The following is a 16,224-nucleotide window of genomic DNA, read 5'->3' as shown; positions in this document are numbered from 1 at the left end:
GTTGGGGGCGGTGAGTGGGGCGGGTTTGGCCTGGTTTGCGGCGGGTAACCTGTGGCAAGGGCTGTTGACGGGGGGGCTGCTCACGGGCAGCCTTCTGGCGCTGCACAAGGGTGGTCTGGCTAGCCTCAAGCACCTGTGGTTACGCTGGTTACTCTATCGCCACGGGGAACTGCCGTGGAATGTGCGCCAGTTTCTAGAGGCGGGGGTGGAGCGGCTGTGTTTACAGCGGGTGGGCGGTCACTATCGCTTCAGTCATCCCCTGCTGCAAACTCAGTTTGCGGCTGAGATCACCCGTGCCTACGATGAACGGCTGCACCTTAATCCTGATGATGTCGAAGCCTATACCAAACGTGCGGCCCTGTACCTTACCCTGGGGGATTGGGATGCCGCCCGTCAGGACTACGATCGCGTCATTGCCCTCCAGCCCGATGGGCCGGACGCCTACGCAGCTCGGAGTTGGGTGCGCTACCAGCAGGGGGATTATCTAGGAACGATCGCTGACTACGCGGTCTTGCTCGATCGTGCCCCAGCTCTCGCCCAACGCTTGACCTATAAGCCAACCTCGGCTTTTAATGCCCAAGGCTTCGTAAGCGGCACAGATGAGGGCTATGCGGATGCTTTAGGAGCGGGCAGGCAAGATGCCGACCCCACGGATGTGTTGACGGTTCTCAATGATGATGTCAATAGTTTTGAGCAGGTGATCGCGGTGTTGAGTCAGTACCTACCGGGGGTTGATCGCAAGCGGGCACGCCAGTTGGCCCAGCGCATTCACCAGCAAGGACAGGCGATCGTTTGGGAGGGACCCGCCCCGCTGGTTGAGCTATACCAAGTTCAGTTGCAACAGGCAGGGTTAACCGCGATCGTCTAGTCGTCTGTCAAGGTTGATTGGGTCGGTTGGGTCAAACGCAGGGCAACCCAACAAAGTTCGGATCGTGTTGGGTCTCGCAAGCTCGACACCAACCTACAACCCGTCATTTCAGGACTGACAGAGTACTAGCCCCATAAAGTGGATTGGGTCTCGCTACGACGCGGGGGGCGATCCATTGGTTGGGTTGCTTGGGGGAGTAGTGCCATCCGAGCGCGGCCCGCGTTGCCCGAACAGAGCCTCCATCGCCTCATTCATCGCTTTCGGGTCCATAAATAGGATTTTGGCATTTTCACTCTCCCCTAGCTTTTGGTTTGATTCGATATACTTCTCGGCAATGAGATACCGTAGCGCATCCAGGGCTTTAGGATCGGCTTGGATCGCCTTGGAGATCTGCTGAATCGATTCCACGGTGCCTTGAGCTGCGGTGATCGATGCCCGCTTTTGAATTTCGGCGGCCTGCTGTTTTTGCATCGATTCCAACACGTCTTGGGCGGGTTCGATCGTCTTCACTTCCACCCGCATCACTTTTACACCCCAGTCTCCTGTCGCCTCATCCAGTTGTCGTAAAAGCTCGCGGTTGATCGCCTGACGGGAGGAAAGGGTTTCTTCAAACTCCAGATTGGCAATCTCCGATCGCAAAATTGTTAAGACTAAGGTGTTAATGGCTTCCTTGACATCATCAATTTCATAATAGGATTGTCTTAAATCAAAAATACGCCAGTAGACAACCGCATCCGCCGTGAGAGAAACATTATCTTTCGTAATCGCTCGTTGCGGTTTAACATCTAACACTTGCTCCCGATCGGTATCCTGATAGGCGATCCGATCAATGAGGGGCACAATAAAGTTCAGCCCAGGACCGAGGGTACGGTGATAGCGCCCCAGACGTTCAACCAGGGCACGGCTTCCCTGGTTAATAATCCTGATCGAACTGTAGGTATAGGCGGATATCAGCAAGATCGCCAAAATGGCAAGGGTGAGTAACTGCATGTGTGGTACTCCCAGCAGCCCAGTTAGTCCCTATTCTAACTATCGGCGACGATCGGGCAACCACGCACGACCCCTGATACGGGTAAGGGCTGGGCACAAAAGGCAAACTCTTCCACAATGCGATCGCCCAATAGGTGTTCCTGAATAATCCGTTCAATCACGTCTGGTGTGGCATTGCGATACCAGGTGCCGTCGGGATAGACCAGCAAGATGGGGCCTTGCTGACAAACCCGGAGGCAGTTTGCTTTGGTACGGTAGACATACCGTTCGGCCACACTCGACTCAATGCTGCGACCCTGCCCAGTGGGGATCTGGACATCGGGGGGGAGCAGCGGATGGTTGGGTTCCGGTACCACATCGAGTTGCAGTTCGTGCAGGCGGCGCTTCAGGTACTCCCACGCCGCGAGACTCGCTTCGCGATCGCAACACTTGGGCAGGGTTTGATCGGCACAGATAAACACATGGCGCTGAATTTGGGCGAGGCCCAGATTATCCACGGTTTGTACAAAGGCGCTGAGGCTAGCGGCATTCAGGTGATTTGGCGACTCAGGGGTATTCATAAAATTGGGGCGAGAGGATAAGCGGCTGTTGGCGATGTGGGTTGGACTGCTTCCGTTAAGCTATCACAGTGATCCTCCCCCTCGTCACCTGGAATTGTTCCGGGAGCGCCAACTGGGGTCGGCTCCCCTGGCCCCGACGGCCCGATATCGAAGACTTGGCTGTCTCCGGGACAGGCAAGATGCCCACCCCATAATTGTTTTCAATCGCCTGATCCTTACTGAAGAGAGAATTGTGATGACTGTTCTTGACTTAATCCATTGGTTTGAAACCTGGGCACCGCCTGCCTGGCAGGAAAGTTGGGATAATTGTGGCTGGCAAATTGAACCCGGCATTCTCGCACAAGCCCCCGGCGTTTTGGTTTGCCTCACTCCTACCTTAAGCGTGATGCATGAGGCGATCGCCCTGAAGCAGGCAGGCCATCCGGTGAACCTGATTTTTGCCCACCATCCCTTGATTTTTAGCCCCCTAAAACGGCTCCAAAAGGGTGAAGCCATTAGTGATTTGGTTCACCTGGCCTTTAGTCATCAGATTGGGGTTTACAGCGCCCATACCAATTTCGATCAGGTGGCGAATGGGACGGCGGCGGTCTTGGCTGAGGTTCTAGACTTGCAAGCGGTGGTGCCGATCGTGGCTACGCAAGTGGGGAATGGGTACGGTCGGGTGGGGCAGTTACGTCCAGCTCGGTCGGTCCAGGATCTCCTACAGCTAATCCAGGCCCGCCTGAATCCACCAAACTTGTTAGTATCCCCGCTGGTCGATCGCGATCAGGTGATCGATCGTGTGGCTGTGCTAGGGGGGTCTGGCGCTAGCTTCATCCCCGCCGTTGCAGCCACTGATGCACAGGTGTACCTCACAGCCGATTGTAAATTTCACCAGTTCCAGGAGAGCCGCGATCGGGGGCTAATCCTGGTCGATGCGGGTCACTATGCCACGGAACGGCCTGCCTGTGCCCGTTTGGTGGAGATTCTGCAACAACACGGAGTCGCCTGGGCCAAGCTCAGTCAGCAAGACGAGGATTTTCGGACGTTTGCAGATTCATCAATCTAGGTACCCGGTAGGGCACGGAGAGCAGGGGGCAGGTGGGCACGATCGCCCAAACGTTCCAGTAACGGCCCGTGGATATCAAACTTGACCACGCTGACCGAGGCCACGGGCATATCAATGCGATCGCGGAACCGCCCCAAGTCAATGCCCAGCAAGCTACACAAAAGAATCCGGATGGTTGCCTTATGGGACACGACCAACACATTGCCGTCAGGATGCTGTTGCTCAATTTCGGCAATCACTAGGGCGGCGCGACTGGCTACCTGTACGGCTGTTTCCCCCCCCGTTGGCGGATTCCAGGCCGGTTCCGTTAACCAACGCACGTAATCCTCTTCATACTGTTGCCGCACCGCTGGGGGGGATAAACCTTCCCACTGACCGTACTCAATTTCGCGTAAGCCCGCCCGCAATTGCATTTCTAGGCCGATCGCGTCACACAAGGGTTGGGCCGTGGCCACGGTGCGCCGCAGGGGACTGACATACATCGCCGCCCAGGGGAGATCCCGATAGGCGTTGGCAAAGGCTTGGGCCATTTGGGTTCCGACGTCGGTGAGGTCCATATCCAGGGCACCGCAGTAACCACCAGTACGGCTGGCTGTTGTTTCTCCATGTCGAAGAAAGTAAATGCTTAGGCTCATGTTTTCCTCTAGAAAGCGCAGATTACTGAACAGCAATCTCTCAGTTCGTAGTGCCGACTTCAGTCAGTACTTCCGATCAGCGATCGCCCATGACTAAAACTACCAGCGATCGCCGATGATTCAAGTCGTTACTGCAAACTTGGGTTTTAAACACTCAGTCCGGCATCGGCTTGCACATAGGCTTTCAGTGCGATCGGGGTGGCTTGGGTATGCCAAATCTCCTCACAATATTCCCGGATCGAGCGATCGGAGGAAAATTTACCCATCCGAGCCGTATTCAGGATCGACATCCGTGTCCACTGTTCCTGATCTTGATAGGCTTGGCTGACCGTTTCCTGACAGTCGATGTAGGATTGGTAGTCGGCCAGAAGTAGGAAAGGATCATGGTAGAGTAAGGAATCGATTAAGGGACGGAACAATTGTGTATCGCCGTGGGAGAAATACCCGCCTACCAGAAGATCTAAGATAGTTTTCAGTTGCTCATTACCCTGATAGTAATCCCACGGATTGTAGCCCCTGGCTTGTAGGTCATGTACTGCCTGGGCCGTGAGGCCAAAGAGGAAGAAATTCTCAGCACCGGCTGCTTCGCGAATCTCAATATTCGCCCCATCTAGCGTGCCGATCGTCAGGGCACCATTCATCGAAAACTTCATATTGCCGGTTCCCGATGCCTCTTTACCCGCTGTGGAAATCTGCTCGGATAAATCGGCAGCAGGATACACCCGTTGGCCAAGGGTCACATTGTAGTCGGGCAGGAAGACGACCTTGAGGCGATCGCGGATATCTGGGTCATGGTTCACAACATCGGCAATGCTGGTGATCAATTTAATGATCAATTTGGCCATGAAGTAACCGGGTGCCGCCTTACCACCAAAGATAAAGGTACGCGGGGGGACCTCTACACTGGGATCATGCTTGAGGCGGTGGTAGAGCGTCATGATGTGCAGCGCATTCAAGTGCTGTCGCTTGTATTCGTGAATCCGTTTGACTTGAATATCAAATAGGGTGTCTGGACTAACCGCAATGCCTGTTTTTGCCAGAATATAGGTAGCCAAATCCTGTTTGATCGCCCGCTTAATTTGCCGCCATTCCTGCCGGAAACTTGCATCTTCAGCGAAGGGTTCCAGTTGGCGCAAGTCTTCCAAGTGCGTAAGCCAGCGATCGCCGATTGTTTGGGCAATCAGAGCGGTCATGCGGGGGTTGCTGAGGGCAATCCAGCGACGCGGTGTTACCCCATTGGTTTTGTTGCTGAACTTTTCGGGCCAAAGCTCATAAAAATCACGTAGGGTATCCTGCTTCAACAGGTCCGAGTGCAGCGCTGCAACCCCGTTGATAGCATGGCTGCCCACGCAGGCCAGATGGGCCATCCGGACATGGCGTGGTCCCGACTCATCAATCAAGGAGAGACGGGCGAGACGGGCTTCATCCCCCAAATATTTGAGCCGGACTTGATCCAGAAACCGCTGGTTAATTTCATAAATAATTTCTAAATGGCGTGGGAGGAGGCTCCCAAACAAATCCACTGACCACTTCTCTAGAGCTTCCGGCAAGAGGGTATGATTAGTAAACCCAAAGGTTTGCTGGGTAATGTCCCATGCTTTTTCCCACGGGAAGCGATGTTCATCCACCAGTAGACGCATGAGTTCGGCAATGCCGATCGCCGGGTGGGTATCGTTCAATTGCACGGCAAAACGGGTATGGAAAGTGTCGAGGCTTTTACCCGTATATAGGTACATGCGAATCATGTCCTGAAGGGAGCAGGAGACAAAGAAATATTGTTGTTCCAGGCGTAATTGTTTCCCTTGAATCGGTTCGTCGTTGGGATAGAGAACCTTGGTAAGGTTTTCAGAATAGACTTTCTGATCGACCGCACCGTAATAATCCCCCACGTTAAACGTCTGAAAATCAAAGGATTCAGGGGCCTCGGCCCGCCAGAGGCGCAGGGTGTTGGCGGTATTGACGTGGTAGCCAACAATGGGGGTGTCATAGGGAATCCCCTTCACCACGCGATCGGGAAGCCAACGACTCCGGTAATGACCATCTTCATCGATATAGGCTTCGGTATGTCCTCCCAGTTTGACTATCGCCGCATATTCCGGGCGGGCGAGTTCCCAAGGGTTACCAAATTGCAACCATTTATCGGTAATTTCAACCTGCCACCCATCCCGAATCTCCTGATCAAAGATGCCAAATTCGTAGCGAATGCCATAGCCGATCGCTGGGATTTCTAGCGTCGCTAGGGATTCCATATAACAGGCCGCTAAACGCCCTAATCCACCATTCCCAAGGCCAGGTTCTTCTTCCTGCGCCAAGAGTTCATCCAGATCCAGCCCCGACGCGGTGACAGCTTGTTTGACCTGATCATAAATCCCTAAATTCAACAGGTTATTTCCCAGGTGTGGCCCTAGCAGAAACTCCGCTGACAGATAGGCGACCAACTTGACATCCTGCTCCAGGTAAGTCTGGGTTGTATTCAACCACCGTTGCAACAGCCGATCGCGCACGGTATAGGCAAGGGCCATATAGTAGTCATTTTTAGTAGCAATGCCAGGGAACTTACCTTGATTGTAGAAAAGATTATCAGCTAGTGCCCGCCGGAGAGTGTCAATTTCTAAACCCGTGCGATCGTCTTCAATTTTCAAGTTGGATTGTACTGATTTATTGAATAGGGAGATCATACCAATACCCAGCTTTCTTCTAAGATACTTGGAGTATATCGAATCGTGTCCTAGAATGACTGACCTCTGTTCTGGACTTAAGTTTTATTTAAGTTTGTGCTGGAAGCAAAGTTATCCTGGCGTTATCTTTAGATTAAATTTTAATTTTTTCGATGATTACAAACTCACGATTTGCGGCATGAGGTAGCAGAAATTTTCCCAAGCAATTTGATTGTTTTAGTCATTGATTTCATCTATCATTATCAATAGTTAGACCTGACCTAGGCTAATTTTCAGAAAGAGTTTTTGGCGCTTAGTCATCACGGTCATTTTCTTGCGATTTATATCGCAGCTCCCGCAAGCGGGCCTAGGTGGTGGGATGGGGGAGAGGGTGGCGGCTTGCCCCTGTTGGCTAGCTCGCTGCATGAGAGAGCGGCAATTGCTCCAGACAGTCTGAAGGTGGGAATGATTTTCGGGGAAGGTGTTGGTCCAAAGCGCTTTTGCCCGTAAATAGAGGGGTGCAGCCTCGGCGTAGCGGCCCATTAATTTGTATAACTATATTACAAAGTTTATGTTAATTCATAAAAATTAAATTATCGATATCTCGAAAAAAAACATCAATTTCGCAACTTTGACCGCGCAATTAGTAAGGGATTGAGGCTCCCTTATCAATATCTTGACAATCAGGCATCAGCCTCCGCCTATGATAAAAATACCTGGTAAGTACACCACAGAAGGCCTCTCGATCTAACGAGAATTACCGCCCCTACCCCCCTTAAGCTCTCCTGGTTATCCATGTTGCAATTCCACCGTTTTTTTGCGCTCGGTAAGCTGGTTCTCGCCACTGTTAGCTGTCTGTTGACCCTGACGACAACGGCGCGGGCCGAAATTATCCCGATCACCCTATTACATCTGAACGATATTTACGAAATCACCCCGATCGAGCGGGGCCAACGGGGGGGCATGGCACGGGTGGCGACGCTACGCCAGCAACTGCTGGCCCATAACCCCCACACCTATACGCTGTTGGCGGGTGATGCCTTCAGTCCCTCGGCCCTGGGTACCGCGATCGTGGATGGCGAACGGCTGGATGGTCGCCAAATGGTGGCTGTGATGAATGCGATCGGCTTTGACTATGCCACCCTGGGTAACCACGAGTTTGATCTGGCCGAGTCAGCGTTTTTGCAACGCCTACGCGAGTCGCGTTTTCAGTGGTTGTCGGCCAATGTGTTTGATCGTCAGCAACGGCCTTTCCCCGGTGTTGCCCCTACCGCAACGTTCACGGTATCAGGTCCACAGGGGGGACAGGTGCGTGTTGGCCTGATCGGGGTCACGATCGCCAGCAATCCGGCTAGTTATGTCCATTACCGGGAAGCGATCGCCACGGTCCAGGAACAGGCAGCGATCCTTGCGCCCCAGACCGATATTCTCATCGCTCTCACCCATTTGGATCTAGCCCAGGACCAACAGTTGGCGGCGACGGTGCCTGACCTGGATCTGATTCTGGGAGGTCATGAACACGAAAATATGCAGCAGTGGCGCTTGGTTAGCCGTTCCCCCCAGGCAGCGCGTTCCCCCCAATGTCCCGATCCGGGGATTCCCATTTTTAAGGCCGATGCCAATGCTCGGACAGTCTATATCCATGACCTGACCTACGATACCCAGCAACGCTGTTTGACGATCGCCTCGCGCCTGCAACCAGTTACCGCCGCCATTCCCGATGATCCCCCGGTGGCAGCCGTGGTGCAGCAGTGGGTCGAGCGCGGGTTCGCGGGCTTCCGAGCACAGGAATTTACGCCAGAGGCCACGATCGCGGTGTTACCGGAAGCCCTGGATGGCCTGGAGAGCAGCGTGCGCAACCAGCCCACCAATTTGACCGATCGCATTGCCCAAGCCATGCTCCAGGCAGCTTCGGGGGCGGAATTGGCTATCTTTAACAGTGGTTCGATTCGGATTGATGATCAGGTCCCGGCGGGGCCGATTACCCAGTATGATGTGATTCGGATTTTGCCCTTCCAGGGCCAAGTGTTGTTGGTGGAGCTACCAGGCGAACTCCTGCAACGGGTGCTGGAGCAGGGGCAGGCCAATCGCGGCACCGGGGGCTTTTTACAAACTGCCCAAGTGCGTCGCGACGTGAGCCAGGGCTGGCTGATTCAGGACCAACCGCTCCAACCCCAACGCCGATACCGCGTGGCGATTAACGATTTTCTCATCAGTGGTCGGGAGCAGGGGCTAGATTTCTTGCGGCTGGATGCGCCGGGGGTGAAACTGTTGGCAGAAACCCAGGATATTCGCCTTGCCCTCATTGCCGCCCTCCAGGCCACGGCTCCGCCACCTTAAACGGATAGCTCGGTTAAGTCATCAGCATCGACGATCGCCGCCAGTCGGTGGTAGGCAATTTGGTAGATTTCCGCGAGGGCCTGTTGGTGTTCAGCCTGGGCCGAATGGCCTAAGCGTGCTTCAAAGGCCTGGAGAATCTGGGCCTTGGAGTGATTCCGCACAGCAATAATAAAAGGAAAGCCAAAGCGATCGCGGTAGGCCTGATTAAGGCGCAGAAAGCGATCGTATTCCTCAGGCGTGAGTTGATCGAGGCCAGCACTGGCCTGCTCCTGGACCGAAGCAGTTGCCATTTTGGCCCGACTCCCCAAGTCAGGGTGTGCCCGAATCAAGGCTAATTGTTCTGCCGGAGATAGGGCCGCGACCACAGCAACCATTGCCCGGTGGAGGTCATCCCGATCGCGAAACGGACGTTGCAACCAAGCCTCGTGGGCGATCGTGGGGGTGGCCTCGAAGATTGCCCCTAGGGTTTGCACAAAGCGATCCCGCTCCATTTGATTGAGGTCAGCAATTGAATACATGGACACCTTACCAGCCGTTACGCAGACTCACCCCTCACCCCCCAGACGCTTCGACAGCCGTGAGTGGAGACCCTAGGGGTTGCCAGCCCGCTTGCCACTGCGATCGCTCCTGGAGCAGTTTGGCATTGATCCAAAAGCGCACGGTTGGATCACAGGCAGCCACCAGTTCCGCGAAAACCCACTGGCCCTGGTTTTTACGGTTGACTACCTGAAAATGTCGCCACCCCCAGGTTTCCTGCTGGGCAGTCCATTTGGAACCAAGAAGGTGGGGAAATTTCTGTTTTCTGGGCATAGGGGCGAACTGGCGATCGCAAGGTGTGAGGATTACCCGACTATCGGAAGTCTATAACACTGGCTGGAGCGTGGGCAAAGGGTGGGGAGTTACCTAGAGCATCACTTGAGCTGTGAACGCGATCGCCAGAGTCGGCTATTCTAAAAGGGGTCACAAAAATTCACATTGCATCCCCTTTCCCTGGATATCCCCCATGTTGCGACTGATTACCGACTTTGACGGTCCGATCATGGACGTTTCCGATCGGTATTACCATGTTTATAGGCTGTGTCTTGCTACCTACCAGCAACCGGGTCAGTTTATTAAACAACTCCCCAAAGCAGAATTTTGGCGGTTGAAACGCGCCCAAGTCCCCGAATGGCAAATTGGCCGTCTATCGGGCCTTAACCCAGAGCAAGCCCGCGCCTTTGCGGGAATGCGGGCACGGATCGTACATGATGTTGCCTACCTCGCCTACGATCGCCTGATCCCAGGGGCGGTTGCTACCCTAGAAGCCTGCCAACGGGCTGGACTGGATCTGGTGGTGATGACCATGCGGCGCGATCGGGAACTGGCTGCCCCCCTGAAACGCCACCGCCTCGATCGCTTCTTTGCCCCCACCCATCGCTACTGCATCAGCGACCACTACATGAAGACCGATGATGTACATGATAAACCCCTGTTGATGGCACGGGCACTCACCGAATTACCGCCTGCAACCGAGACCTGGATGGTCGGGGATACCGAAGCTGATATTGCCGCTGCCCAGACTCACGGGGTAAAAATCATCGCCGTCCTTTCGGGGATTCGCGATCGTACCCAACTCGCCCAACACTGCCCGGACTATATCGTCAATAACCTCCAGGAAGCGTTCGATCTTATCCAACAGGCCCACTATCGCCCTGCGCCCCGACCCAGCACGGCCCAGCACACCTATCCCGCGTCCTCACGCCAGCTAACGCAACAGAGCGCTTACTAACCACAGCACCCCAAACGAGGTACAAGCTGCCACTGTACCCGCACTCCCCACCAGTTGGAGACTGGGGATAAGGGTGGTTAGCACCCCGCCCAGCAGCAGACCAACCCCTAACCCGGCAAGGGTCAACAGGAGCGATCGGCCAAATTTATGTTCCTTCCGGTTGAGGAAATACAAGCTCACCCCTGCCCCTAGGGCCAGGGTCAAGGAAGGTTCAAGGACAAAGGTGAGGCCCCCCAAGGCGGCGAAAATGGCCGCAGGCACCAGGATCTCCCGCTGGCTGGGGGTATCCAGGAAGCGCTGTAACCAGTTGGGGGTGGGTGGTGTTGGCACTGGGGCGGGTGTTGAGGGCGCTGGGGTCAGCCGTTCGGGAAAGCGAATTCGGTCTGGAACCTTAATCTTGCCTTCCTGGCGCAACCGCAGCCGATCCATCAAGACCGCATCGTAGGCGGCTTCGATCGTCGAAAGCAACTTTTGGTCACTCGCATATTGCTCTTGGAGGCGAACCCGCGCATCCTGGATCTCATCAAACGAGGCATTCTCTGCCACCCCCAGCAACTCATAGGGATTTTGACTGCTCATTTACAACCTCCGCGAACCCCATCTGTTAGTCATTATGGTGCTTGACTGGTATTAACGACAAACGGACATGAACGACCGCTGGCGCCTCGCTAGGGACAACATCTGGCCAATCTTTTGGCCGATCTTGTCTTTTGGCCGATCTTGATCTTGTCTAAGTGCAGACCTCGCCCTATCTTCTCTTGCCATCCTAAACTAGGTTGGGTAATGGTATACCAGAAACCACCGTACTGGTTGCGGCTGCCGATCGCCGACTGGTCCTAACCAGCGGTTAGTGTATCCCAGTACCATCCATTCACCAGTGTAACCAGCTTCAGCTAGCTCCTGGGCGGACAAGCGCTAGGTATTCGTCCAACAGACGCGTTATCCTAACCTAGCAGGGACGATGAACCTTCAGACCCCAGCGATCGCCATGAACCCGGTAAAAATCCTTGTAGTAGACGATGATCCGGCCATCTGTAATCTTGTTCAGCGATACCTCCGCGCCAAGAATTATCAAGTGGAAGTCGCGGGTGACGGGAAAGCAGCCCTAGCCGCCTTTGACCAGTTCAATCCCGATCTGGTCATTTTAGACTTGAACTTACCCGATACCAATGGTTACACGCTATGTCGCGAGATGCAGCAACGAACCAGCGTTTTTGTGTTGATGCTAACGGGGCGGACAGACACAGCGGATAAAATTAAGGGTTTTTCCCAAGGGGCTGATGACTATTTGACCAAGCCCTTTGACCTGGAGGAATTACTGTACCGGCTCGAAGCGATCCTCAAGCGCCAGCGTACCGTCGTGAATGCCCAGCAGCAGCAGATCCTGGTTTTTGCCGATCTCCGGATCGATCCGGAACGCCGCGTGGTTACTCTCAACGGTCAGGTGGTTGCTCTCACCGCATTGGAGTTTGACCTGCTCTATTTCCTGGCCAGCCATCCAGGTCGGGTATGGCGACGGGCGGAATTGATTCAGGAGGTTTGGGATTACCAGTATGTCGGTGATCCTCGTGTTGTTGATGTTCACATTGGCCAAATTCGCAAAAAAATTGAAGCGGATACGAGTCAGCCAACCCTGATCCATACGGTTCGCGGAGTAGGGTATAAATTTGAGGTTCCCGATACCTGAGGCGGTTAGGTTGACGTTATGGTATGGCAATTCAGTCAATTGGTGGCCCAACTGGGGGAGGGCGCTGCCCAGAATAGCCTCGCAAGCCAGCCCGCGATCGATCCCTGTTTGTTGGGGGTGGCCGCGATCGACCAGGCGACAACTGGGACCTTAGGTTTTATTGAAAATTTGTCCTTCGCCAGCCAAATCGCCACCACGGAAGCCAGTGCGCTGATTTTGCCGTTGGAGCCGGAATCACTGCGTCGCCAAGCGGAGGATCGCCAACTGGCCTGGATCGCCACGCCCCAGCCGCGCCTCCTCTTTGCCCAGGCGATCGCCCAGTTCTACCAACCGTTTCGACCTGAGCCGGGGATTCATCCCACTGCCGTTATCGATGCTTCGGTGCAGGTGGGCAAGGACGTGTACATCGGTCCCCATGTGGTGATCCAGGCGGGGGTGACTCTGGGTGATCGGGTGTGTATTCACCCCAATGTGGTGATTTATCCCCAGGCGACGATCGGCGATCGCACGGTTCTCCATGCCAATTGCGTGATCCATGAACGCAGCCAAATTGGGGCGGATTGTGTCATCCACAGTGGGGCGGCGATCGGCTCGGAAGGCTTTGGCTTCGTGCCCACAGCCCAAGGTTGGTACAAGATGGAGCAGTCGGGCTATACGGTCCTCGAAGATGGGGTTGAGGTGGGGTGTAATAGCGCGATCGATCGACCGGCGGTCGGGGTGACCCGGATTGGGCGCGACACGAAGCTGGATAACTTGGTCCACATTGCCCACGGGTGCGAGGTGGGGCGGGCCTGTGCAATGGCGGCGCAGGTGGGATTGGCCGGTGGGGTGAAGGTGGGCGATCGGGTGATTTTGGCAGGACAGGTGGGGGTTGCCAATCAAGTGACGTTAGGTACTGGGGCGATCGCGTCAGCCCAGTCGGGGATTCATGCGGATGTGCCCCCAGGAGCGGTGGTATCGGGTACGCCGGCGATGCCCAATAAACTTTGGCTAAAGACCTCTGCTCTCATCAAACGTTTACCAGAGTTCTATCAAACCTTGAAGCAGATCCAGCGCGATCGTCCGTAGGGGCAGGTTGCACGAAAATCTATTGGCAAAACCGACAATATTGATGAACCTGCCCCGTCTGGGGGAAACGCGATCGTGATCCCAATTAAACCCGACGCGATCGACCATCGGGGGCAGGTTTATGTAGGTTGTCTGTCAACGCAATAAATAATGGTTAACCTGCCCCTACGCAACTGGAAAATGCCAAATCTGTAGGGGCAGGTTGCACGACAATCTATGGGAAAAACCGACAATATTTATGAACCTGCCCCGTGGGCGCGGTGCCAGGTAAGAAATCGCCAGAACGACGGAATTCCGTGACTTGGGGAACCTGCAACAAATCTTTAGGAACGCCTGAAATGCCTAGAGATTACACTTTACAAGTCTGGATGCGAGAGAAGAGAAGCGGACCGAAATCTCTTCAGACAAAGGTAAGTGTCCCCTGGGGGCCGAGGTGTTAAAAATTAGACGATCGTAGCTCGCGTAGCTGCCATCCTCCTGCCAGCCCACCGCATGGCAGAACTTTGTCCATGCTTCTTCATGATACTGGCCATCGGCAATCCCGCCAATTTCCTTCGACAGGTAAATATGCTTCTGGATACTGAAGCCAAAGCGTCCGCTACTATACTTCACCCACAACCCATCAATGGCCCGCAGCGGCTCACAGGGAAACTCCAACAAATCATCCCGGTCAAACCACTGCCCCTCTTTCTTCCCCACCTCCGTAATCATCAACCGATAGGTCTCCTTATCCGCCTCCCGCCACTGCCCATTTTTCAGGTATTCCTCCAACTGCTGATAGCGCGGATTCTGGGCCGTTGGCTGGGTCGGCTGCTTGGGAGGTGCCGGGGGCGGATCGGGTGTCGGTGCTGGGTCTGGTAGTGGTGCTGGCGGTGGGGCCGCTTTCACCGGCAGGGGCAATTGCGCCGTTAATTCCTGCTCAATTCGCTGTGCATCCGCTTCCCCCAATAATAAATTTTGGCGAATTTCCGTCAGTCGCCGCCGTTGGCGGTTACCAATTTCCCCATTCTGCAACGCCTTCTGGAAATAGGCCGCATAGGTCCGGCGTTGCGTTGCCCGCACCAAATAGGGCTTTTGAACCTCTAATTCGATCCGGTTCGCATCCTCCAGAGAAATTCGGTAGCGTTCCCGACAGGTCTCCAAACTACCGCGATCTAACTCATCTTCAATCTGGCCCGTAAACGCTAGCCCTAACTCCTGATCGAGTTCCTGAAAAATACGATCGACTTGCTGGCGATAGGTCAACAGCGGATCAGGCTTCGGTGCCCGCACGATCGGCAAATTAAAGCCCGTATCCTCCGCAATAATCTTGGGCGCATAGCCCCCCTTACTTTCAATCGCAAACCGGCGATCGGCATAGGCGTGTAAATCCCGCGCCACAATCCACTCCCCCTGCCCCGGATAGGCCGCCCCCTTCATCCCCTCGATCAGGTAGCGCGTATACAACGACAGCCCATCCACCGCCTGCAACGCCACCTTCGCCGCACTCGACGATGCCAAAATCACCCGCCCCTGCGCCTTCAGTTCACTCAGGTCAATCTCGCCCTCGCCCTTCTTGATAAAATCCGCGATCGCGCCGCTATAGCAACAATCCAAAATCACCGCAATCCGCTGCGACTTGCTCAGATCCATCTGCCGCTTCAGAAACCCCGCCGACATCGCACTGGACTCAACCAAACGCTTGTCCTGCTTATGCGTATCACGGGTACACAAATGCAACTGTTGGTTCAACATCCCACCACTGCCCAAATCCCCATGCCCGGAGAAATAGAACAGCAGCACATCGTCCTTGTCGCCCCCCCGGAAAAACTGCTCAATCCCCGTTTCCAACGACGCGCGATCGCAGTTTTCCAACGCCTGCACCTCAAACGCCCCACACGCCGGGTCCTGGAGTACTGCCGCGATCGTGTGTATATCCAGCAAACTTCCCGGCAACGGCTCCAACCCGTCCCCGTACTCACTCACCCCAATCACCAACGCCCGCCGCTTACTCATCCTTGGCCCGTTTCGCCGCTTCCAGTTGGCTCACAAATTTCGTAAAATCCTGCATCGCCGCCGCCCGATCGCGATCGTTACGCCCCTTAAATTCAAACGCAAGCTCACCATAAGTGAACTTCACTTCAGTCCCCGTACCCAGCAGGCGATCGTACAGCCAACCCGCGACCTCCTTAAGAACCCCTATATCGATCGTAATGTCGAGAAGGCTACTGCCCCGTTCTCCTTTCTCAACCCACTCCGGCGACTCCGGCATGAGTCCTCCCGGCTCCGCCACCGCCACCACCTCAGCCGCCTGCCGGTCCAACTCCGCCGCCAAAATCCCGACAATCATCTGTAATTCCTCAGCCGTTGCCTCCGGATCTTGAACCGACATCCGCAGCGCGATCGCGTTCTCCATAGCTGTTCCAGGGGATAAACCTGCCCCCATTCTAAGCCACCTACCGAGTGACCGCGAATACCTTTCGCTACCCAGCCACCACGTTGTGATCAAACTCTCGCTTTAAGACTCACGAGTTGAAATGGGCAATGAGTTCCTCACGCGATCGCTGCAAAATTAACTGCGTTGCCTCACGGTTAGACAATTGCAATAGGTGCGGGATGAGGTC

15 protein-coding genes are annotated in these 16,224 nt (G+C 54.8%); 6 read left to right on the top strand and 9 right to left on the bottom strand.

Going from position 1 to position 16,224, the window contains the following annotated elements; genetic code table 11:
• The coding region (locus tag ACWIUF_RS07435; protein WP_448571652.1) for an ATP-dependent Clp protease adaptor ClpS at nucleotides 1-868 on the top strand (868 nt) is incomplete at its 5' end.
• A gap of 153 nt (nucleotides 869-1,021) precedes the next feature.
• Here the strand turns inward: ACWIUF_RS07435 and ACWIUF_RS07430 are convergent.
• Complete coding sequence (locus ACWIUF_RS07430; RefSeq protein ID WP_448571651.1) at nucleotides 1,022-1,858, bottom strand: SPFH domain-containing protein; 837 nt, start codon at nucleotides 1,856-1,858, stop codon at nucleotides 1,022-1,024.
• Nucleotides 1,859-1,893: 35 nt separating this feature from the next.
• Nucleotides 1,894-2,418, bottom strand: coding sequence for a (2Fe-2S) ferredoxin domain-containing protein (locus tag ACWIUF_RS07425; RefSeq protein ID WP_448571650.1), 525 nt, complete (start codon nucleotides 2,416-2,418; stop codon nucleotides 1,894-1,896).
• A gap of 235 nt (nucleotides 2,419-2,653) precedes the next feature.
• Between ACWIUF_RS07425 and ACWIUF_RS07420 the strand changes: the two genes are divergently transcribed.
• Nucleotides 2,654-3,466: a Nif3-like dinuclear metal center hexameric protein gene (locus ACWIUF_RS07420; RefSeq protein ID WP_448571653.1), complete on the top strand. Its 813-nt coding sequence runs from the start codon at nucleotides 2,654-2,656 to the stop codon at nucleotides 3,464-3,466.
• On the opposite strand, the gene ACWIUF_RS07415 is transcribed toward ACWIUF_RS07420, so the two are convergent.
• Nucleotides 3,463-4,101, bottom strand: coding sequence for a histidine phosphatase family protein (locus ACWIUF_RS07415; protein ID WP_448571649.1), 639 nt, complete (start codon nucleotides 4,099-4,101; stop codon nucleotides 3,463-3,465). The genes ACWIUF_RS07420 and ACWIUF_RS07415 overlap by 4 nt on opposite strands.
• Before the next feature lie 146 nt (nucleotides 4,102-4,247).
• Nucleotides 4,248-6,743 (bottom strand): glycogen/starch/alpha-glucan phosphorylase, encoded by a 2,496-nt coding sequence (locus ACWIUF_RS07410; RefSeq protein ID WP_448571648.1) that lies wholly within the window; start codon nucleotides 6,741-6,743, stop codon nucleotides 4,248-4,250.
• Between the two features lie 810 nt (nucleotides 6,744-7,553).
• Here ACWIUF_RS07410 and ACWIUF_RS07405 point away from each other — a divergent pair.
• On the top strand, nucleotides 7,554-9,098 hold the full coding sequence (locus tag ACWIUF_RS07405; protein WP_448571647.1) for a bifunctional metallophosphatase/5'-nucleotidase: 1,545 nt from the start codon (nucleotides 7,554-7,556) through the stop codon (nucleotides 9,096-9,098).
• Here the strand turns inward: ACWIUF_RS07405 and uraD are convergent.
• A complete protein-coding gene (gene uraD / locus ACWIUF_RS07400; RefSeq protein WP_448571646.1) occupies nucleotides 9,095-9,616 on the bottom strand; it encodes a 2-oxo-4-hydroxy-4-carboxy-5-ureidoimidazoline decarboxylase in 522 nt (173 codons plus the stop codon). The genes ACWIUF_RS07405 and uraD overlap by 4 nt on opposite strands.
• 34 nt (nucleotides 9,617-9,650) lie before the next feature.
• Nucleotides 9,651-9,908 (bottom strand): TIGR02450 family Trp-rich protein, encoded by a 258-nt coding sequence (locus tag ACWIUF_RS07395; RefSeq protein WP_448571645.1) that lies wholly within the window; start codon nucleotides 9,906-9,908, stop codon nucleotides 9,651-9,653.
• A gap of 193 nt (nucleotides 9,909-10,101) precedes the next feature.
• Here ACWIUF_RS07395 and ACWIUF_RS07390 point away from each other — a divergent pair, with 193 nt between their 5' ends.
• Nucleotides 10,102-10,866, top strand: coding sequence for an HAD family hydrolase (locus tag ACWIUF_RS07390; RefSeq protein ID WP_448571644.1), 765 nt, complete (start codon nucleotides 10,102-10,104; stop codon nucleotides 10,864-10,866).
• Here the strand turns inward: ACWIUF_RS07390 and ACWIUF_RS07385 are convergent.
• Nucleotides 10,843-11,445 (bottom strand): CPP1-like family protein, encoded by a 603-nt coding sequence (locus ACWIUF_RS07385; protein WP_448571643.1) that lies wholly within the window; start codon nucleotides 11,443-11,445, stop codon nucleotides 10,843-10,845. The genes ACWIUF_RS07390 and ACWIUF_RS07385 overlap by 24 nt on opposite strands.
• Nucleotides 11,446-11,827: 382 nt before the next feature.
• Between ACWIUF_RS07385 and ACWIUF_RS07380 the strand changes: the two genes are divergently transcribed.
• The gene (locus ACWIUF_RS07380; RefSeq protein WP_448571642.1) at nucleotides 11,828-12,553 is read left to right on the top strand and encodes a response regulator transcription factor; all 726 of its coding nucleotides are present in this window, start codon (nucleotides 11,828-11,830) and stop codon (nucleotides 12,551-12,553) included.
• A gap of 18 nt (nucleotides 12,554-12,571) precedes the next feature.
• Nucleotides 12,572-13,621: a UDP-3-O-(3-hydroxymyristoyl)glucosamine N-acyltransferase gene (lpxD, locus tag ACWIUF_RS07375; RefSeq protein ID WP_448571641.1), complete on the top strand. Its 1,050-nt coding sequence runs from the start codon at nucleotides 12,572-12,574 to the stop codon at nucleotides 13,619-13,621.
• A gap of 342 nt (nucleotides 13,622-13,963) precedes the next feature.
• On the opposite strand, the gene ACWIUF_RS07370 is transcribed toward lpxD, so the two are convergent.
• Entirely contained in the window at nucleotides 13,964-15,616 is a 1,653-nt protein-coding gene (locus ACWIUF_RS07370) for a GUN4 domain-containing protein (protein WP_448571640.1), read from the bottom strand.
• Complete coding sequence (locus ACWIUF_RS07365) at nucleotides 15,609-16,016, bottom strand: hypothetical protein (protein ID WP_448571639.1); 408 nt, start codon at nucleotides 16,014-16,016, stop codon at nucleotides 15,609-15,611. The genes ACWIUF_RS07370 and ACWIUF_RS07365 overlap by 8 nt, the downstream gene beginning before the upstream one ends.
• Nucleotides 16,017-16,224: the final 208 nt, after the last annotated feature.

It is taken from the genome of Trichothermofontia sp. (assembly GCF_053493415.1).
The sequence above is the reverse complement of the archived record's forward strand: the minus strand, read 5'-3'. Positions and strand labels throughout refer to the sequence as shown.